Genomic DNA, 20,814 nt, shown 5'->3' with positions numbered 1-20,814 from the left:
CCCTACATCACATCAACAATAATATCCCTCTCATACTGTTTAAATTCATCATCCAGATTGTACAGTAAACCATGAATATTCTGCCGTAACTCTCGGGCAGGTTTTAAACAATTAAATAAATACTCCTCCGTTGTTAAATTAAGGCTAGGATAAAGTATTTTCAAAAAACCAGAAGCACTTTTTAAAATTGCATTTTCATCTCTTATAGATACCTTAGAAATAAAATTAGTATGAGATTTAGCATAGTGATAAAAACGATTATCCTTCCTCAAACTTAATAAAGCATCCCCAAAAAAATCAGTTTTTAAACCTATCTGATGAGCCGTCATTTTCGATTGAAACTTAGGAATTTTCCACCCTGGAATAATTCCCGCAAAACGATCTAGGCCTAAATAGAAGGTTCGTGCAACCAGGGGCAATCTATGAATGAAATGCTTGTTAATCATAGATTTCAGAGATTTTTTCTTGACAATACAAAAATTCTATTTTCATGGAGCAAATATAAGTATATCTAATGTATTAAACGAACAATAGTTGACAAAAATGTCTTGATGTACATTTAAAATTAGGTAAAATTATAAGGCTAAATTCGTTTATGCTTTTTTCTGGTCAAGATTAACTTACAAGGAGAAACATATTTTGGTAAAGCTCGATTGGAACACGCAGGAATTAGTCGAAAATTGGACTCTTGTTCCCCAAGAATTAGAACTAGTCAAAAAGAAACTAGGTGCGGGGCAGATAGGCTTTGCAATTCTCCTTAAATATTTTCAATTAATGGCTCGTTTTCCAGATGATAGGGCTGAAATACCGCAAACAATTATTGACTACATTGGGTTACAACTAGAAATAAATTCTTCATTATATTCTCAATATAATTGGCAAGGACGTACCATCAAAAATCATCGTGCTGAAATTCGTGAATTGTTTGGATTTCGGACAGCTACATTATCAGATTCATCTGAAGCATCGGACTGGTTAATGGTTCATATTTTACCGTTTAAGCAAAGATTTGAAGCACTGAAAGAAGAAATATATCAAAGATTTCGCCTATTACAAATTGAACCTCCAACAACAAAACAATTAGAACGTTTAATTCGTCGCACCGTAAATCAATATGAAAGTAACTTTTGTAATCAAATATTTACTAAATTATCAGCTGAAACTATAACTGAAATTGACATCATATTAAACACATCAATTGAAGAAAATAAAACTACCTCATCAGATTCATCTACATTTAAAATATCTGACTTTGCCTTTCTTAAAACAGATCCAGGTCCTGTAGGTTTAGGCACTTTCTTAACAGAAATTGAAAAACTCAAACGAATTATAAGTGTAGGTTTACCTTCTGATTTATTTGAGGGAATTTCACCAAAACTAATAAAAAATTACCGTCATAGAGCAGCAACTGAAACCCCTTATCATTTACGGCAACATCCATCATCTATTCGCTACACTTTAATGAGTGCCTTCCTTGTGGAACGCACTCAAGAAATTACGGACAATCTGATCGAGCTACTAATAAACATTATCAAACGTATAGGTACAAGAGCAGAAAGACGTATTAACAAAGAATTAGTCGCCGATTTTCAACTTGTAACAGGAAAAACCAACATCTTATTCCGTATTGCTGAAGTAGCCGCCGCTGAACCAGAAGGAATAATAGAAAAAGTAATCTATCCAGTCGTTTCTCAAAAAACTCTCAAAGATTTGGTCACTGAGTACAAAGCTACAGGTATAGCCTATCGCCAAAGAGTTCATAAAGTAATGCGTGCATCCTTTGCCAATCACTACCGTCGGATGATTCCCATTTTTCTATCTGTATTAAAATTTCGCTCTAATAATGACATTCATCGCCCTGTGATTAAATCTTTAGAATTACTCAAAAAATACACAGAAAGTAAGTCCAAATATTATGATGTCACAGAAGAAATACCCATTGATGGAGTTGTCAAAAGTGGTTGGAAAGATATTCTTTTGGAAACTGATAAAGACGGAAACGAACGAATTAACCGGATTAACTATGAAATAAGTGTTTTACAAGCCCTTAGAGAAAGACTCAGTTGTAAAGAAATTTGGGTAGTTGGTGCATCACGTTATGGTAATCCAGATCATGATTTACCTACAGATTTTGAACAATACCGTCAAATTTACTACCAAGCTCTAACTCTTCCCGAGGATGTAGAAACTTTTATTTCCAAGTTACAACAAGAAATGGCAGAAGGATTGGATAAGTTGGATCAAGGGATGCCAAAAAATAAAAATGTTGCCATTATCAGTAAAGGAAATGGACTGATTAGACTTAGTCCTTTTGAAGCAGTACCTGAACCAATAAATCTGAATCGACTTAAGGCTGAAATCAATGAAACTTGGGCGAATACCAGTCTTTTAGATATTCTCAAGGAGACAGATTTAAGAGTTGATTTTACTCGTAACTTCAAAACCATGGGTACAAGGGAGATTATTGATAGAGTTTCATTGCAAAAGCGATTGTTACTATGTATTTATGGTATGGGAACTAATACCGGGTTAAAAAGAATTAATACAGGTATAAATGGTGAAAAATATCAAGATTTGCTCTATGTACGTCGTCGCTACATCCATAAAGATCAGCTAAGAAGTGCCATTGGGGATGTCATTAATGCCATTTTTGAGATTCGTAATCCTCATGTCTGGGGAGAGGGAACAACTACTTGTGCTAGTGATAGCAAACATTTTGGAGCTTATGATCAAAACCTGATGACCCAGTATCATTTACGCTATGGTGGTCGAGGAGTCATGATTTATTGGCACGTTGAGAGGAAATCGACTTGTATCTATTCACAACTCAAACCTGTTCTAGTAGCGAGGTTGCCGCTATGATTGAAGGGGTATTACGCCATTGTACTAATATGGATGTGCAGAAAAACTATGTTGATAGTCATGGTCAAAGTGAAATAGCATTTGCCTTTACTCACTTGTTGGGGTTTCAGTTGATGCCCCGATTAAAACGAATTAAGGTACAGAAGTTATATCGTCCATTCACCAAAGTCAGTAATGCTTATCCTCATTTACAGCCGATTCTAACCCGTCCGATTAATTGGGATTTGATTCGTCAACAGTATGACCAGATGGTGAAGTATGCCACAGCTTTAAGGTTAGGGACAGCAGAAACTGAGGCTATTCTCAGACGTTTTAGTAAAAATTCTTTTAAACATCCTACATATTTGGCTTTACTTGAATTAGGTCGAGCTATTAAAACAATATTCCTATGTCAATATCTTTGTTCAGAGGATGTACGAAGGGAGATTAATGAAGGTTTAAATGTAGTAGAACGCTGGAATGGGGTTAATGATTTTATTTTTTATGGTAAAGGTGGAGAATTTGCCTCAAATCGTTTGGAGAGTCAGGAATTATCCGTTTTATCTTTACATTTGTTGCAGATATGTCTCGTTTATGTCAATACTTTAATGATTCAAAAAATATTAAAACAGGATCAATGGCAACAACAACTCACTGAAATTGATAAAAGAGCGATTACTCCTTTAATTTTCAGTCACGTTAATCCTTATGGTACTTTTAAGCTCGATCTTTCTCAAAGAATTGCTGGTTTAGAGCAATTATTAATTGCTTAGTCTCTCCAGAAGTTCTCAAACCTATGGGGAGACATTTGGGTATAGTGAACTGTATGGTGAATATTTTTATGCCCTAAATAATCTTGAATAGCTCTAGTATCATGGCCCAGTGATGCTAGATAGTAGCCACAGGCATGACGTAGTTGATGGGGGTGTACTCTAAAGGGTATTTTAGCTAGTTCCCCAGCTCTGGCTATAATATGACGAATGGTTCTGGTTGATAAGGGGGCTTTGTATTCCGATACAAAAACATATTGAGTTTCGGGATAATCTCTTTGTATTTGACGTAAAGCCCTCAATTCAGGTGAACGTAGAGGATGAATACTATCATGTCCTTGTTTAACTCTATGTATCTCTATATAACCCTCTGATAAATCAATTTGTGACCATTTGAGAGCTACTAATTCAGCTGTTCTGAGTCCATGACGAAACATTAGTAAAATAATCAAACTATCTCTATGGGGATGACGACCTACTTTTCTGGCAGCCTGAATCAGGGATTGGACTTCTAATGGACGCAGATATTCTCTACCAAGTGATGGTAGTTTTTTTGGAGGAGGATTTGAAATCTTTGCCGAAAATGAAAGTTGAGCCATGATTACTTATGTCCATCAAGTCTCTATGGTTGCATATATTTTTCCATTATACTTTGCCTAAAAGAAGACGAACTAGGCAATGTTTATTATTTAATTTTCTTATCATTCAATACAAAAAAATCCTCTTTTTAGTAGTACTTCTATACTGATTGCCCCTCGTTACACGAACCTTCTATTTAGGCCGATCTAACAAAGCTGTTTCTGAAAAGAATTTAGGCAGATTTTTAATTAAATTATCTTCATTTTTCGGACGTTGATAAGCATCTAATTCAATGTTAGCTAACAATACCAAACTACAATCACTACTTATATCCGCAAACCCCGCACGATTATAACGCCCATTTGCCAAATAAGTTTTTAAAGGGCCAATCATTTCATCAGGATTATCAAAAGTCAAACTTTGAACCTCATCTAACACAGTGACATCATAAGTACCCAATAAACCTATTTCCCCAGTTCTACCATTAAAAAATAAACGTGGTGCCGTGATTTTCCCTCCACTTACCACCATTACCTTATTATTAACATTCTCATAAAAGAAACTTTTTCCCGTGCCTTTAGGTGCCAATTCCATGACATGATAATTAGATTCTACTAGGGGTAATAATCTACTCAAAACCCAGATTTTTGCCTCATTATTATAGGCAGAATCTTCAGGGTTTAAACCCATAGAACAAAACATTAAATCTCGCCATTCTTCAAAGCTAAATTTATCACGACACTGGGCATAATATCTTAAATCTACTTCTGAAGATTGAAAGGGGTCAAAATTACAAATATTAATGTTATATTTTCCCTGTTCATTGATACTATAATTAAGAGTAATTTTTCCCCATAATCCTCTACCTAATAATAAGGTATATTTTTCAAGAATATCAGGCTCTATATCGCATTCTGTAAGGTTCAAAATAGGGATACTTGCCAAGGGTTTTTGTATTTCGTCCGTTGCCTTTTCGAGGGGTATTCTTACCTTTAATTCAGCAATTAACTGATATTCTTCTCCCTGATATACTTTATACTTAATTCTTTCCTTATCATCTTTTCTCGGAAAGGCTTTCATAACTAAACTATTCACCTTGTCATGTTCTGCATTACTTAAATCCCCTCTACCCGGTGCAATTTTATCTAGTATCCATTCAGCCACAAAACTAGGGACTCCTACTTTATTTAATCCGCTAGAGGGTAATCTTGTTTTATCAATGGAATAGTCGCTAAATATTTGATTTACTAAATCATTCTGATAGGGATTCATGTGGTGCATAATTGTTTTTTTGTAATTGTTCAATAATATTAGAAAGTGATTATTTTTCAAAAAATAGACATAATAATCAGCAAAATTTAAGTTATAAAAATTCGTCAATTCCTGTGACAAATCCGCTATTATATTCAGTCTTATTATGATTGGTAGTTAGTCGAACAAGAATTTTATTTTTATCGGCTAATTCCCCTAAACTAGCTTTAATATTTTCTTTTGCTAGTTTTTCAACTTCAATTTGTTTTGTTTTAATAATTGTGGCGACTTGTGTTTCTATATTTTCATCTAATAAACCTTGCCCTTTTAGTTGTGCTTTTTGTAATTCCAATTGATTATTAAATTCTTTGGATTTAATACTGGTATCAATACCTTTATTTATAAATTCTTTTCTTAGATTTAATATGGAGTCAATAATACTAGGTAATATTCTTAAATATTTCTGAGCTAAATCTTGATTTTCTGGAGAATTTAATTCTTCTAATAATCCTTGATAACTATATTTACAATGGACGATTTCTAAGATGGCATAACGGAAAAATATCCATTGACTCTCATTTAATTCTTTAAGATGGAGATGCAACAAACCTCTTAAACCTAACTCACTAGGATTAAATACATTTATTCTGGATTCAGTTATTAAACCAGTTAGGGTATGGTGTAAACTATCGGATGATGATGAAAAATATTTGTTTAAAGCCTTTAAATATAATTGAGAAATAAACTTAGTAACTCTTAGTCTTTCTTCATAGGATGTATATTGATTATTTGCAATCATTAACTCCACAATAGAATGAATTGTCATGGGATAACCTAATTGAAAAGCCTGAGTAGAAATGGCATCTAAAATAGATTTTGCTTTGGCTAATAACTCTTTTTTTTCGTTTTCGCTATTATTGTCTAAAAAACGATCGCACTCTATACTAAATAATTTACAAGCAGTATTTAGCTTTATTTTATCTTCCCAACTTTCTACCGCTTTTAAGGTATTTTTTGCATCTTTTAACTGATTATGAAGATAATCACTAATCGGTTTACCTTCTTCCTGATACTTATTAAGTTTATCCTTGAGACGATGAATATGATCTTCAAAAATTGCTTGAACTGCGCTACCTTCAAATAATAAATTAAAAGATTTAATGTGAATTTCTTCAGTGCGTAATAAAGGAGTTTGTAGTTGTTGATAAACTTCCCTCATGGCTTGATTGTAAACCGCAAAGGGAGTAAATTGATCAAATAAAGGTAACAAAACCACATCCGTTAAATTACCCAATAAATTAACTGCTAATTGTACCTGTTGTAAAGGGTGATATTTTCCGGAAAAACGATCATAATAATTCCATTTTTGCTCTAATTCTGTACCCCTTAATAAATCCTCGCAACGCTCTTTATTTTTTGTGCGACGACTATGGGTAATATCTTTCGTTGACTCATCAAGATTAAAAGCATCCTTCATGCCAAAACTAATGGCACAATGAATTTTATGTAATGCTACAGCGGTACAATATTCCAATTGCCCTGTAACCACTTCACTTTTACGAGTATCGGCATCGGAAAGACTATCACCAAAGGCAAAGGAGTAAATACGCGCCACCGAAGAATTATCTTCCCCCCTATCTTTTAACTGGGATAGGGTATTACGCATCATACGGGCGGCTAAATCTTCATCATCTAATAATAACTCCCTTGATGGGCTAATGCGTTTAGCATTTTTGTTTACTACCACAAAGATTTCTCGACAGACACTTTTTAAGTCGATGCCTTGAGTTTGTAAAGCCTGATTCCCCTCATATAAATCAGGGAAAAAGACGATACAAACAGGTAATTCTAAGTTTTTTATTTGCTGTTGATTTACTTGTAAATGATTATAATAAGATGCGTATTTATTATCTCCCCATTTTTGATTTATGGTGCGATGAAGGGCTAAAATTGCCATGGCTCGATGTTGCCCATCAACAATTATTAAAGCACTCTGTTTTTGGTTATATTTCAACACTCCTAAAGGGGTTAATTGTCCATTTAAGGTATGTTTTTCAAATTCAAATAAATTACCAAAACTCATGGATGTATCGCTTTGATGGGTAAGGGCAGGATAATAGGGTAATATACCTGATTTATCAATTCTTTTGGGTGCTAAAACTGCTAATATAGGCGGGAAAAAACGAGCATTAGAGCCACTTTCACCGAGTAGATAAGGAATCAAGTCGTTAGCTACCCTAGAATCATCTAAGTCTCTTTGTAGTAATTCGTCGAAGGTTAATTCATCAATTTTGAAAATTTCTCGCCAAGGCACCATTTGATCTGCTAGACTATTTTCCCAACTATTTTCTACCCCTGGCTTCATTTTTGTAAGTAAATATTGGGCGGTAATATGTTTATTTTCTGACTCAATGGTAAATTCTCCATAGGTACCGTAAACATCTTGTTTTTGCACACCAAAGTTTAAATTCATGATTGATTATTTTTCTCTATTTGATTTAGTTAGTAAAGATGGGATCCCATAATGCCACTTTGTGATGGAGATTTGATAAAATAACTGAAAGTCAATTAATTTTTTTAATTATCTATTAACATCCTTAAAAAAATAGAGCGTTGCTGAATCAAGGTATAAGAATAAAAATCTAGCAATTCTAAATAACAGTAATTGAATAGTTTAGTGATTCGTACTCAATACAAATCATACTCAAAATCAGCAATGCCAAAAATAGATAGTTCAGTAAATTATAAAATTTGTTTAAGTTGTATCTATTAAGTCAGATAATAAAGGGCTAATCATTATTTTTAATTCTGGAATATCACGATTAACCACGTCCCATAAAGTATCAATATTCACCTTGTCATATTGATGAGCAAGAATATCTCTCATTCCTGCAATTTCTTTCCAAGGAATTGCTAAATTACTATTACGAAAATCTATTGATAATCGTTTAACAGCTTCACCAATAATAATTACTTGATAGAGGATAGCGGATTGTTTTTCTTCATTGCTTTTTAAATCTGATTTTGTCAAATCTTTTGAAAATAATACAATACGATTAATAGCATTATAAATGTCAAGTAAAAAAGCCTTATCTCTATTCATAAATAGTCTGTGCAGTGTTTAAAATTTCATTACGACGAATCCAATTATCACCGTCTTTAAGAGAATCTTTAATCGTAATATCAACGGGATAATTAAGTAATGATTCTAGGTGAGATTTAAGTTTAGAAATAGTTAGTAAACCTTGAGGTGTATTAGGTTGAAAAGAAATGAGAAAATCAATATCGCTTTTGTTATTAAAATCATCTCTTAAAATTGACCCAAATAAAGCCATTTCTTTGATATTATATTGTTGACAAATATCAAAAAGTTGATTAAGAGAAATCTTTAAACGTTGTTCAATTTCACTATGAGATAGTAATAGCATCATTCCTAATTCCAATTACAAATTACACACTAAGCAGGGTAGGGTTGAATCTTCCTCATCTAAGACAGACTCCAAGGCTTCTGCTAGAGGGCGATTCGGTGCTTTTTCTTGTTTACGGACGATCGCCCTTTGATGTTGTGCTATGATGTCATCTTTACGCTCTAAAAGCTCTAATAACGTCTCTCCTTGAGTCCAAGTATATGTCCTACCATCCCGATGATTTGACTCATATTCCACCGCCTTCGCAAACAAATCAGGATGATTTTCCGCCAACATCACCCATTCATACTTGCGCTGAAAGAAACAAAAGAAACAACCAGAGCGACTACGCCATTTATAATATTCAGGTAAACCGATACCGCTTTCTTCCAGTAAACGGATAATATCAGCCTTTACCAAACCCCTTTCTTTGAAAGGAAAAACGGGCTTAATATTCGGTTTTGTAGAGATATAACCTTCCCTATTTTCATCCGCACGAATGCCTATGTAGCTGATAGCCTCATCATCTCCCACAAATTCCTCAAAAGGCTTAATCTTCATTTTCACCGTACACCAGCGCATCTGAGGAGAAGGCAATAAACCATCATGAATCGCCAACCAATGATCAAAACCCCTTTTTTCGCTAAGATAATTTATTTTAATACCTAAACGAGCCTGAATGCGATCGAGGTAATCGTAAGTTTCCTGTAACTCCTTATGAGTATCACAAAAAAAATACTCAATATCAGGGATTTCCTTATGCAAAAGAATAGCTAACGCCGTGCTATCCTTACCCCCTGAAAGCCCTAAAACGTGCCTAGTTTTCTTCCCTGTCATCAACTATATTTCAACAGTAAATTGTATCTCTACCCATAGAATAGCAAGATTAAACTCAGGGCGGTTGGGGGAATTTTTATCAAATCAAAGATAATTGAACTCAAAACTAATCCCCTCGGTAATCCCCAGTAGTTTGTAAATTTTTTTAACCATAATGCCAATTAGTAGAAAACCCTTGTATTTGTGCCAAAGAAATCAAAGGTTTAAAAGTTTTTTGATAAGCCTTCATCAAAATCTCTAATTTTAATAAATCATTCGGCTCATTTATTCTTAAATCACTTAGATAACAGTCAATATAATTCAACCACTTTTTTTTAGGTAAAATTTGAGAAGAAATAATTAAACCTTGATGTTGCAAACTAATAAACTTATCCAAATAATCAGAGGCAGGAATATTATTAGATTTAGCTGAATTAACATGATGAATACTAGGAATTAAATTCCATAATTGATCATGGGCAACAAATGACCATGGTAAATAATGATCTACAGAAATACTATGTTTATCCAAAATATTATCGGAATAAATACATTTTAAAGGCTGTTTTTCCATAATTAATTTCCAGTATTTTGCCTGTTGAATAAGAGATTTTCTTTGTACTAAAGGAAATAACTTTCTTGCTAAATTAGGACTGTTAGGATTATTTTTTTGCATATAATTTAACCACTCCCAAGCAACCCAACCCTTAAGAATGACAAAATTTTCCTTGATATAATTAATCCATTCAGGATGAACAATAATATTATCGACTAATTTATAATTCTCAAAATTAAAGCAATATAAGGGCTTTTTTTTCTTAAAACAATTTTTCGATAACATAATAATACTACTATTCACCTCACCATCTTTTATTCCCCGTAATTCTTCAGCGAAAAAAGGTCTAATTAAACGAAAAGGAACATAACGCATTAAACTATTAATAACATCATCCACATCATACCCATTGATGATAGAAATTAATACATCTTTTCTTGTAATGGCTTCTTTTCCTGACTGTATATTAAGCCTATCTAACTTAAGAGAAATTTGATCCTGTTTACCAAAAGATAACTTAAAAAATACATGGGGATACCAAGCATTTGCCAACATTTCAATGACTAATTCTCGAAAGTGGATTGGTTGATAATCAAATAAATTTCTTTCCAAAATGTCTAATAAAGCACTAAAAAAAAGATACTTATAGGAGTTAGTCGTGGAGTTAAATAATTGACTTAAAACTGAAATATTCAGAGAATAAGAAGGAGGTAAAGATTTATTATCCGCAAACATAAAATTACTTTAAAATCTTTTCCGTAAGTTTAGCAAGAATAGTCTCCCTTAACTGTTTATCCTTCGGTAACATAGCCAAAATTTCTTCAACTTTTTGATTAACTTCCGACTCCCTTTGATTATCTATCCATATCATGTGATTGGTTTCTTCCCCGTCACTGCGGGTAACGGTAATCCTTCTGGCGGATAATCCTTCACCTTTTACTTTTACTTCTTCTTGGATAGCTTCTAAATTACTAAACTTACGGGATAATTCGGCAAGTTTACTTTGAAATAAACTAACATCTTCGTCTTTCCACGATTCCGCTGGTTTGTCGGCGATAATCATCATTAAAGCCTCTAACCATTGTTTATCATTTTTGGTTTCATCACATACCGCTTGGGTAAAACGTTTCAAAATTGGCTCAACACATTTATTTTTAAGGTAAGATGCCCTTACCCGTAAGTCTTCCCTGAGTTTTGTGGCTTCGTTTCTTACCCCAAAGGCAGAATATAATAAGGATTGACATTCACTCAAGAGATTCTCGTAGGCGAGGTTAATTTCTCTTAATGCTTTGATTAATTGAGTTTTTAACTCTTTAGCGGTAATGCCGTCTTTTTCTTTGTCGGCGGTGATGGGGGGTAAATTACAGGCTTGGGGTAGTTGTTTAAATAATAGTTCGTCAGGTTCGGCAGTTTTTTGTAAAATGGTTAAAATCTTGAGGGCTGTTGGGCTTAATTTTTTGGTTTGTAGGGTATAACGGGGAAGTTGTTTGACAAATTGATATAGGGGTGTGACAACGGTTAGGAGGGTGGCGTTACGAATGTTACTTTTGGCTTTGGTTTGGGGATTACGCAGAATAGCTTCTAATTCTTGGAATACTTCTCCCCTTAATCCTTCTATGGCAAAATATTTTACGGCATAACGTTCGGGATTTTTGACTAATAATTCTAAATGTTCTTCTCCTAATACTGGTATAAATGTACCATCTTGATATACCCCTACTTCTTCTTTGTAATACAGTAATACGGCGGTAAGAATTATGGGGATGATTCCTTCTTTTACTCCGTAGGGGGGAAGAGATAACTTCTGATATAGTTGGGCGATATTTTGGGGATTTTCGGTGGCGGATGTACAGAAAAGGGCGATCGCACTCCACACCTCATCTATATTAGGATTATCCCCACCCATCGGCGCATAAATACCCCACTCTTCTTCCACTAAATCTGTAGTACCTACGTAGGGGGGGGGTAGTATGTAGTGCAAAATCTTTACTATCACTAGGTTTGAGAGTATTTTCAGCCGAAGATATAGGGCGATGGATACCCGTTTCTTGCAATAAAGAATAATACATGGTAACCTCAGGGCCATAACCAGAAAAACCAAATTTAGGTAAACTAAAGTGGTTAATCATCCCTGTAATTAATTCCCTCCTTGCCTTGCTACCCTGAGAAGTAAGGTTGCGACGGTTTATCAACTCATTCCACAAAATAGGGCTTTTGCTAAAAGTTTCATCACACAACACCGACAAATAACTATTCAACTCCCTCACACTGTCAATCTTGGTTAAATTTCCCCCAATCCAACATCGACACTCACCCCGACTAAAATCAAAAACACTATTTAAAGTGTCATCCAAAGCCTTTTGTGCTTCAATAAGACGATAACGCACTTCTTTTCTTGCCACCCCATCCGACTGCAACTCCTTCGCCTCATTATTCATCCTATTCAAAGCGCTAAATTCTTGGGCTTGTAATCGCAAAACCTGTAAATTATTCGCAGCAATAAAAATAACAGGTAAGCCATTAACCGTTTTTTGAGGAAAAGAGGAAGGAATCTCTTCTCCTAACCAATAACCTAACCAACCATCTGCCGAATTGTCTTCACACTCAAGGTTAGTCAAATCAACAGAGGAATCAAGATAATGTCTTTCAAAATAACGTAATGTGCCTTTTTGATAACTATGCCTCTGGGCGATAATTGGTTTTAAAGGGCGTAATTGAGACAAAAGTTTTGCTAAACTAGACTGCTCTTGTTTAAGATAAGATTCTAGTTGAGCATCAATATTATAGTCTGAGCCTTTCCAGATTCTCAACTCATCAATTTGTTTACGATGGGTAATTAACCCTTGTCTTAACAATGTGTCAATTTTTTCTTGCCAATAGTTAAATTTATCGTCATCATCGCCATCACAAAGACTATGGGCGACTAAGTTACGGGTTGCCCTTGTAATGCCTGTAATACTAACTAAGTTTAGCAAACCGATCGCCTTTAGTAACCGCAAACTATCTTCATCGAGGTGTTTAGCATCGTTGATTAAGTCATAAATTTCTACCCATCGTTGAAAATTTACCACCCTTGTTAAACCCATACCCACGGAAGAGATAAAATAATCATAGATTTGGTCAAGTTTTAAGGTAGGTAAGTTATCATCTTTAATAACCGTCTCCTCTAAAAACTTTTTGAAAGAAAAAGGCTCATCGGATGTGATAAAAGTGAATAAGGTGCGATCATTCTGGGCATACTTTACACATAAGACTGGTAAAATTAAAGCACTGAGGGGATGGAGGGGATAAATATTTTTAATTAAACTTTGTTCAATTTTTTCTAACTTGAAAATAGATTCTAATTTTTGATACCAATAACAGCTATATCGGTCAATTTTTTTCTCTAAATCATTATCAATATTTGGGCTAATAGCTTCAGAGATTAACTTTATCATCTGCCCCGTGGATTCAGTAAAAGCAATATCTTCAAATCTTCCCGTAATTTTTGACCATTCATTCCGTTGAATAGTAGCCAATCTTTGTCCATATTCTGTAAAGGCTTGGTGTAGGATACCTAAAATGTAAATTCTCTTACCTTCAATCGCTTCTAATTCTGCTAATTGTTGTAATAAATATAAATCTTCTGCCCCTTGATTATAAACGGCATATTCTAGGTTTTTTCCTAGTTCATCGATTACTAAAATAATATCTTTTTTGGTTTGTAAAAGAATATCTTTAATAATGCTAACAATAGCTGTATTTTGTACTGTTTTATTATCCTTAATTCGCCCTTCTAAATCCTCTAATTGAGAAATAAATTCCTTTGATAATTTACCCCCAATATCCTTTAATCCATTAATTAAAGCCCGAATAATTGTTAAACTAATTGCTTCTCGTTGACTAACGGCGATCGCCCTTACCATGCCATCATCAGGAATATTACTAAGAATAATATCATCATTTAAAGAACTATTAGCTATTCCTAAAGCCTTCTTTTTTAACTTATTTTTACTATTAGCTAATAAGGAAATTAAAAAATGAACAAAAGCAGATTTACCAGTACCATAAACCCCCGTCAAAGTCCAACAATTATATTTATTATCCCCGCTAATACCCAACAAAATTCGCTTTAAAGTTTCCACAGATTTATCCGTTAAAACATAACCATTCAAAGCTGAAACATCATTAAAATCCCTTTCTAAATTAATAGAGCGACCATAACGACGTTGTAAAGTAAAATAAGAAGATAAATTCATAATCATCAGTATAAAAAACTTGAGTTCGGGATAATATTTTTGGTTAAGATGGGGAATAGGGAACAGGGAATGGTCAATAGTGATTATATTTTTAATAATCAATTATTTTGATCATGGAAGTATATTTAATAGTTTAATTAAGTAATGTCTAATTTTTAGACTACCACTTAAAGCCTAGCTTAACTAACAAAAAATAGTTGTAAAATAACGTTAAATAGGTATGTATAGCATTGTTATGAAAGATAATTTATGATAAAGAATTGATTTTAAGGTAATAACTGATTTTCAACTAAATTAAACGGTGCCATTGGTAATTATACTAAATCTAAATAACTGAAAGTTCACGAATTTTGAAGGATTTTAGGGGGTAAAACCATACTTTTTGTTTAACAATTATTATCAATTATTAACTATTAATTATCAATTACAAACCATCAATTATTTAGAAAAAAATCATCAAGAATTTGATCAGCCAAATCAAGGGGATTACCATTAAAAGATAGCTGAATTAAACCAGCCGTATCCGCCAAAAAAAGATTATCATACTTCCGAATCATGGTATCAATAGCACTCAATAAAGCCTCCTCCGTGAACTTGAAAACTAAACCAGGGCTACCATAATCATAAAGTAATCGGCTGATACTAATGGTTGTCTGATTATCACTTACCCAACTAGCATATTCCAAACAAGTAGCCAAAACGATTTCAGGGGATAAACTGGGTTTATTTCCAAAACGAAAACGATAATTCTTAGCATTGAGAGGTTGATAAATTAACCCCAACTCAGCAAAAGGAGAATCGATGGAGTCCTCCACAAAACCATCTGTATTAGTGTCCACATACATTCTCAAAATACAAGTAACATCTTTCGTAAGGGAAGAATCAGCAATATTAGGCTTAATCTCATCCCGAAAACCCTTCAAGCCATTTACTAAGTCATCCCGACTAAATTCAGTATCATTGAAAAGATTAAAAGCATAATACCATGACGTTCCAGTGCAAATAGGCTTAAGGAAATTCCAATGTAGTAACCACAAAGAAGCAGGATTTTCTAAATATTTATCCCATCCTTTCTCTCCCAATAACCTTCGCCCGAAATCTGAGGGTTTATCATCATTGTCAGTAACTTTGAAAGCATTACACCAATAACGAATACTCCTCACCATATTCTTACCCACTCCCAAACGAATAGGGGCATCATCCGCCTGAAAAATATTATTATCTTTATCAACGGCAGCAAAACCCTTGTTTAACCATCCCCATCGAGGATGGAACGTTTCATGACGGGCAAAGATTGGATTTATAGGGTTATCTAACAGATTCAACTCCAAGTTAGTTTGAATCATTCAGTCTTAGTTGTTTATGGTTAACTTTGTTGTGCAATACAATATTATGCTTTTTCATGACAACATTCAATTTATTTATTAGAGTTGTTGCGAAATAGGTTTTAACGTTATGTCTAAGTTCCCTCTCTGACTTATTTTGAGCGAATTGGCACGGTTCTTACAGTTTCCCTAGCTTTACACCAACATGGAAAGTATTAAATTTTCCAAAATATCCTATCTTTTTCATGGTCTACATTACCTTTTTCATACATATATTTGATCGTTTTTTGTAAACGAGTTTTAATACTTTTATTAAGTTGTTTAAATTCTAAAATGTTAGCAACTTCTTTCATCAATCCTTCCTCATCAATAGATAAAGATTGCTGCACAATCCACTCTGATATTACGGCTAATTCTTGAATAGAAATTTGTTCTATTTTTCTTTTATATTCATCATTATTTGTTCTGGTTTTATCCCAGTTTTCACATTGAAAGCGACTTTGCCAAACAAATTCATCATTTAAGTATAATTTACCTTCTTTTATAAGTTGCTTAATAGTATTGGTTAAATATGTTTTTAATTTTTTACTCATACTAGAGTATGACCAACATTGGGCTATAGGTCTTAACATATCATTGAGTAAGATGGGAGCTTCAACTTCTATGAGTTGGTTGATTTTTCTTATGACTAAAACTTTTGATTCTTTTTCATAAATTAACCCTTTATTATCGGTAACAACTTCTAAATTAGCGGTAACATAAGGAATTAAGGGGCTAGATTCTAATAAAGTGGATTGACTCTCTTCTACCTTATTTAATTCTTGTACGTCTGTTATTTTCTGTTCATTTTGAAAGCGACCATTTTCTTCTTTTGTGTTTCCAATAGTACTCGCTCTTTTAAAATTACTTACAGTAGTTGGAAGTTGATTGTCATTCGTTCTTAACTGAAATTGTGGCTCGTAATCTGTTTTTTGTGAATTTTTTTGCTTAATTTTTTCTGACTCTAAAATGGAAGATGAATCAATATTTGGTATAGTTTCACTATTATTTTGAGATAGGGTATTTGTCAAATCAAATTGTTCAATCGCTTTTTCTATTGCTTGTTTTAATTTGCTAATTTCTTCCTCCCGTCTAAATTTCCAATCTAGTGACCAAATTCTGTACATATTCCATTTCATTAACCCTAAAACAACTTGTCTGACTCCTTCCCTATCCAATACTGTAGGGGCTTGATGATAACTAATTCCATCGGTTTCGATTCCTAAAACGTAGATGCCTGGATGTTGGGGATGAACTACGGCTAAGTCAACTCGATAACTACCTGAACCGACTTTACAGTTTACGGTATAACCTATATTAACTATCTCTTGATATATTTGCTTTTCAATATCACTATCAAAGTCATTTGTTTTTAAGAATAAATCCTCAGATTGACGGGAAGACTTTTCTGCAAATTCAAGAAACTCTTTAAGATGTAGCGCCCCTATGGCATTAGTGCGATTTATATCGATTTGGGAGCCTGTGATACTTGAAAAAATGTGCATCGATTCTTTCGCACGGGTAACGGCAACATTGAGCCTTCTTTCTCCTCCCTGACGATTTAATGGTCCAAAGTTAACTGAAAAATTGCCATTTTTGTCAGGAGCGTAACAAATACTGAATAAAATTTCATCTCGCTCGTCTCCTTGCACATTTTCTAAATTTTTTACAAATACGCTTTCGTCAAATTCTTTACTAAAATGGGGTTCTATTTCAGGATATTTCTGACGGGCTTCATCTAATAATTCATCGATGAGGAATTTTTGGGGCATACTAAAAGTAATTACTCCAAAACTACGTTCTTGAGGTTGATAGGTTTTTAGTCTTTCTACTAAATAATCTACTAATGCAGTTGCTTCGAGAGGGTTATTTTTTTCTGCTCCTTTTAAATAATAGCCATCGGTGATGTGGTGCCATTTTACTCCTAGCTCACTACTTTTAGTTTCGGCAGCGGGGAAAATATTTAGTTTACCTTTATAGTAGTTATGGTTGCTAAATTGAATTAACATCTCATGACGACTACGATAATGCCATTCGAGCATTTGTTCAGGGAATTGAGATGCGATCGCCTCGGTCAAAAAACTTTCCATCTCGATAATATCATTTTCATCGATAATAGTATCTCCTCCACCAGCCCCACCAAAAAAACTAGTGGGGGGCATTTGCTTAGAATCACCAACGATAACAACCTGTTTACCACGAGCTAAAGCTCCAATAGCGTTGTGAGTTTCAATTTGAGATGCTTCATCAAATACAACTAAATCAAAAGGAGTACCATCAGCAGGTAAAAAATGAGCTACAGAAGCAGGACTCATCAAGAAACAAGGTTTTAATTTAGGTAATAGGTTTGGTATTTTTTGTAATAAAGCACGAATAGGAATATGACCTCTTTGTTTTTGACTTTCCCTTTTTAAAATACCTATTTCAGATCCTTCAAAAATGACTTTTCCAGAAGGTAAATTTTGACAAAGTTCTGCTTTAATTATTTCTTGATTAAGTTTTAAATACTCCTTATAGAAAAGATTAAACTTGGTAACAAATTCCTTTTGTTTAGTCCCATCAAACTCTCGTAAAATAGGTAAACTATCAAAATATTGCACAAACCAAGGATAAAGGATAGATTTGCGTAAAATCTGCTCCAATTGGTTTAGTTCTATCTCTCCTTTATGATGTGCTTTAATAATAGAATCAAGTTGATTATCTTCTAAATTATTAACACTTTTTTGATACCTGCACCAATTCTGAAAATCTTTTTGAGCAGTCCTTAATTTATTTAATAATGTTTTCGTTTGTGCAAGAAAATTATCCTCTTGGAAAGAAATAATATCCCCACTAGCTTCCATTAGTTGATTAAATTTTCTCCAATCATTTTCAAAGGAGTGAATTAAATCATTTAATTCAGTTATTTTTGATAAATATTCATTCTTGAAATTATCATCTTGATGAACTAATAATTCAATTTTATTTGATAATTGAGGGTGTAGTTGGGATGTATAATTATTAATGTTATTCCCTTGTTGAATTAATAGCTCTAATTCATTTAAACTATTATAGTCAGATTGCCAATAAGGATTAAATAAACGGTCTATTTCTTTTTTGCCACCTTCAATTTTTAATAATAAATTTTTAACTTCTAGGGCTTCTTTCAAATTTTTTAAAATTTGTTGATTAGAAGGTAATTTACCTTTGGCAATAGAACGTAAAGAAAAGCGTGGTATGATTTGCATAATCCAACGCAGTAAAGGAAACATTTTTTCTAACTTTTCAAAAGTTTTGATTTGAGAAGTTAAATCCAACTCATGAATATCATCCTTCCAATGCTTACTCAGTTTTTCTTTACCGTAAAAATATGTATTGGATATATTTAGCCATTTTTTAGCTATTTGAGAGTATTCGCCCCAACTATTTTGGTCATAAACACATTCAGGAAGATTATTTTGGAATAACGTACCTAATTGGGAAATTTGTTTTATGACATTCCAAGAAGGTTTCCATCTATTCTCAGAGTTAGAACGATTAGCACTATCATTGTTCATCATTTTTAAGCATGATGATAGTTTGTCATCTAATTCCGAAACATAGTTAGTTAATTGATTGAGCAAATTAGTTATTTCTAACTCTAAAGATAAACTCCACTCACTACAATTGCTAAAACGCCATAAATGCTCCGAAATAGGTTCAACTAACTCAACCCGTCGAGCATAATCCTCTAGGGCTTGGTTCATCTCTTTAAATTGGTTCGGAGTAATATTCTTTATAACAGAAGGGGGTAAACTAACTGTGGGCATTGTCTCTAACCCCTCTAACTCTCCCATAATCTCATACATTGATAAACCAAAAGACTGTTTTTGATGAAGAGCGATGGGATAATTAGCTAACGTCTCTTTAATCTCCTCTAAATCAGCTAATAATTCACTAGCATCAATCTTTGATAAACGTTGCTGATTAAATGATTCCATCAAAGAATCAATTACTGTCCTACGGTTGACATCACTGCTATGTAACTCCAGGCAAAAATCTCCTAAACCAATGCCATTTAAACGTCTTTGTACTACCTCTAAAGCGGCCATCTTTTCGGCAATAAATAAAACGGATTTGCCCTTAGCTAAAAAAGCGGCGATTAAATTAGTGATGGTTTGGGATTTTCCCGCCCCCGGTGGTCCTTGTAAAACAAAACTACGTCCTTGTAAAGCCGCATAAACCGCTAACAATTGAGAAGAATCCCCCGAAACTACCGCAGGAATATCAGAAATAGGAATCTGATCCAACACATCTGGATTTAGTTCCCCTAAAGGATCTTCAAGAGGTTGTAAGCCTCCCGATGCCACTTGCTTTACTAAATTATTTTGTAGTAGTGCATCTGTATTGTCTTGTAAGTCTTTCCACATTAAGAATTGACGGAAAGAGAAAGTAGTAATGACACAAGAATCAATGACTAACCATCCGGGTTGATTGGCAATGATTTGTCTTATCTGGGTAAGAGCTTTTGTAATATCAAATCCACTTTCATCTTCTGGGGGAGATACCACTACATCAAGATAAATTCCATATTCTTGACGTATTTTTTCGACTAAAGTAACATTTCCAACAGGATCTGCATTATCCAATTTTATTTTTACTCGGCGATTGGCTCGATTGATCGATATTTGTATGGGATATAAAAACAGTGGGGCAAGTATTGGGGTATTGCCTTTGGGATCACTCCATTGTAATAATCCTAATGCAAGGTATAGAGTGCTAGAGCCTGTTTCTTCTAGGGCTGTAAGAGCTTCTCTTTCAAGCATTTTACCAATGGAATAGAGTTCAACTTCTCCCAAGGGTATGTCTAGTCCGATTCCTTGTATAGCGGTACATCTACCCTTGACTAATTCGGTTGTTTTTCTAGCTAAAATTTCATTTTCATCAATACGGTTTTGTAAATTAGCCCTGCTCGATTCAGATTGATCTGATGCGTCGGGTATAATTTCAATACTTTTACCTGATGCTAAATAA

12 protein-coding genes and 1 pseudogene are annotated in these 20,814 nt (G+C 33.8%); 1 reads left to right on the top strand and 12 read right to left on the bottom strand.

Going from position 1 to position 20,814, the window contains the following annotated elements:
• Positions 1-2: 2 nt before the first annotated feature.
• Positions 3-419 (bottom strand): BREX system Lon protease-like protein BrxL, encoded by a 417-nt coding sequence (locus AA637_RS15385; protein ID WP_446684705.1) that lies wholly within the window; start codon positions 417-419, stop codon positions 3-5.
• A gap of 220 nt (positions 420-639) precedes the next feature.
• Between AA637_RS15385 and AA637_RS15380 the strand changes: the two are divergent.
• Positions 640-3,614 (top strand): annotated as a pseudogene (locus AA637_RS15380) (Tn3 family transposase).
• On the opposite strand, the gene AA637_RS15375 reads toward AA637_RS15380, so the two are convergent.
• The 11 genes from AA637_RS15375 to AA637_RS15325 all read right to left on the bottom strand — a co-directional run bounded on the left by AA637_RS15375 (position 3,611) and on the right by AA637_RS15325 (position 20,792).
• Positions 3,611-4,210, bottom strand: a complete 600-nt coding sequence (locus AA637_RS15375) for a tyrosine-type recombinase/integrase (RefSeq protein WP_446684672.1) — start codon at positions 4,208-4,210, stop codon at positions 3,611-3,613. The pseudogene AA637_RS15380 and the gene AA637_RS15375 sit on opposite strands and share 4 nt — an antisense overlap.
• Before the next feature lie 172 nt (positions 4,211-4,382).
• The gene (brxL, locus tag AA637_RS15370) at positions 4,383-5,462 is read right to left on the bottom strand and encodes a BREX system Lon protease-like protein BrxL (protein WP_446684704.1); all 1,080 of its coding nucleotides are present in this window, start codon (positions 5,460-5,462) and stop codon (positions 4,383-4,385) included.
• A gap of 91 nt (positions 5,463-5,553) precedes the next feature.
• Positions 5,554-7,914 (bottom strand): DNA sulfur modification protein DndB, encoded by a 2,361-nt coding sequence (locus AA637_RS15365; protein ID WP_446684703.1) that lies wholly within the window; start codon positions 7,912-7,914, stop codon positions 5,554-5,556.
• A 282-nt stretch (positions 7,915-8,196) separates the two neighbouring features.
• Positions 8,197-8,544, bottom strand: coding sequence for a HepT-like ribonuclease domain-containing protein (locus AA637_RS15360; protein WP_069791242.1), 348 nt, complete (start codon positions 8,542-8,544; stop codon positions 8,197-8,199).
• Positions 8,537-8,872 (bottom strand): nucleotidyltransferase family protein, encoded by a 336-nt coding sequence (locus tag AA637_RS15355; RefSeq protein ID WP_242411995.1) that lies wholly within the window; start codon positions 8,870-8,872, stop codon positions 8,537-8,539. The genes AA637_RS15360 and AA637_RS15355 overlap by 8 nt, the downstream gene beginning before the upstream one ends.
• A gap of 12 nt (positions 8,873-8,884) precedes the next feature.
• Complete coding sequence (locus tag AA637_RS15350) at positions 8,885-9,685, bottom strand: phosphoadenosine phosphosulfate reductase family protein (RefSeq protein ID WP_446684702.1); 801 nt, start codon at positions 9,683-9,685, stop codon at positions 8,885-8,887.
• A gap of 145 nt (positions 9,686-9,830) precedes the next feature.
• The gene (locus AA637_RS15345; RefSeq protein WP_446684701.1) at positions 9,831-10,955 is read right to left on the bottom strand and encodes an HNH endonuclease domain-containing protein; all 1,125 of its coding nucleotides are present in this window, start codon (positions 10,953-10,955) and stop codon (positions 9,831-9,833) included.
• 4 nt (positions 10,956-10,959) lie between these two features.
• A complete protein-coding gene (locus AA637_RS15340; protein WP_446684700.1) occupies positions 10,960-12,156 on the bottom strand; it encodes a hypothetical protein in 1,197 nt (398 codons plus the stop codon).
• Entirely contained in the window at positions 12,113-14,458 is a 2,346-nt protein-coding gene (locus tag AA637_RS15335) for a hypothetical protein (RefSeq protein ID WP_446684734.1), read from the bottom strand. The genes AA637_RS15340 and AA637_RS15335 overlap by 44 nt, the downstream gene beginning before the upstream one ends.
• A 434-nt stretch (positions 14,459-14,892) precedes the next feature.
• Positions 14,893-15,804: a DUF4007 family protein gene (locus AA637_RS15330; protein WP_446684733.1), complete on the bottom strand. Its 912-nt coding sequence runs from the start codon at positions 15,802-15,804 to the stop codon at positions 14,893-14,895.
• Positions 15,805-15,998: 194 nt separating this feature from the next.
• Positions 15,999-20,792 carry a DUF4011 domain-containing protein gene (locus tag AA637_RS15325; protein WP_446684738.1) on the bottom strand — a complete coding sequence of 1,598 codons (4,794 nt, stop codon included), beginning with the start codon at positions 20,790-20,792 and terminating at the stop codon, positions 15,999-16,001.
• Positions 20,793-20,814 lie beyond the last annotated feature (22 nt).

The sequence above is a fragment of the Cyanobacterium sp. HL-69 genome (genome assembly GCA_002813895.1).
Classification (GTDB): Bacteria; Cyanobacteriota; Cyanobacteriia; order Cyanobacteriales; family Cyanobacteriaceae; genus Cyanobacterium.
Note: the sequence above shows the minus strand (reverse complement) of the source record. Positions and strands in the feature narration are given on the sequence as shown.

Bases quoted from the DNA above. Each gene is read 5' to 3' on its own strand.
- AA637_RS15335 (WP_446684734.1), bottom strand. From the start codon at position 14,458: ATGAATTTATCTTCTTATTTTACTTTACAACGTCGTTATGGTCGCTCT.
- AA637_RS15345 (WP_446684701.1), bottom strand. From the start codon at position 10,955: ATGTTTGCGGATAATAAATCTTTACCTCCTTCTTATTCTCTGAATATT.
- AA637_RS15365 (WP_446684703.1), bottom strand. From the start codon at position 7,914: ATGAATTTAAACTTTGGTGTGCAAAAACAAGATGTTTACGGTACCTAT.
- AA637_RS15330 (WP_446684733.1), bottom strand. From the start codon at position 15,804: ATGATTCAAACTAACTTGGAGTTGAATCTGTTAGATAACCCTATAAAT.
- AA637_RS15375 (WP_446684672.1), bottom strand. From the start codon at position 4,210: ATGGCTCAACTTTCATTTTCGGCAAAGATTTCAAATCCTCCTCCAAAA.
- AA637_RS15360 (WP_069791242.1), bottom strand. From the start codon at position 8,544: ATGAATAGAGATAAGGCTTTTTTACTTGACATTTATAATGCTATTAAT.
- AA637_RS15355 (WP_242411995.1), bottom strand. From the start codon at position 8,872: ATGATGCTATTACTATCTCATAGTGAAATTGAACAACGTTTAAAGATT.
- AA637_RS15350 (WP_446684702.1), bottom strand. From the start codon at position 9,685: ATGACAGGGAAGAAAACTAGGCACGTTTTAGGGCTTTCAGGGGGTAAG.
- brxL (WP_446684704.1), bottom strand. From the start codon at position 5,462: ATGAATCCCTATCAGAATGATTTAGTAAATCAAATATTTAGCGACTAT.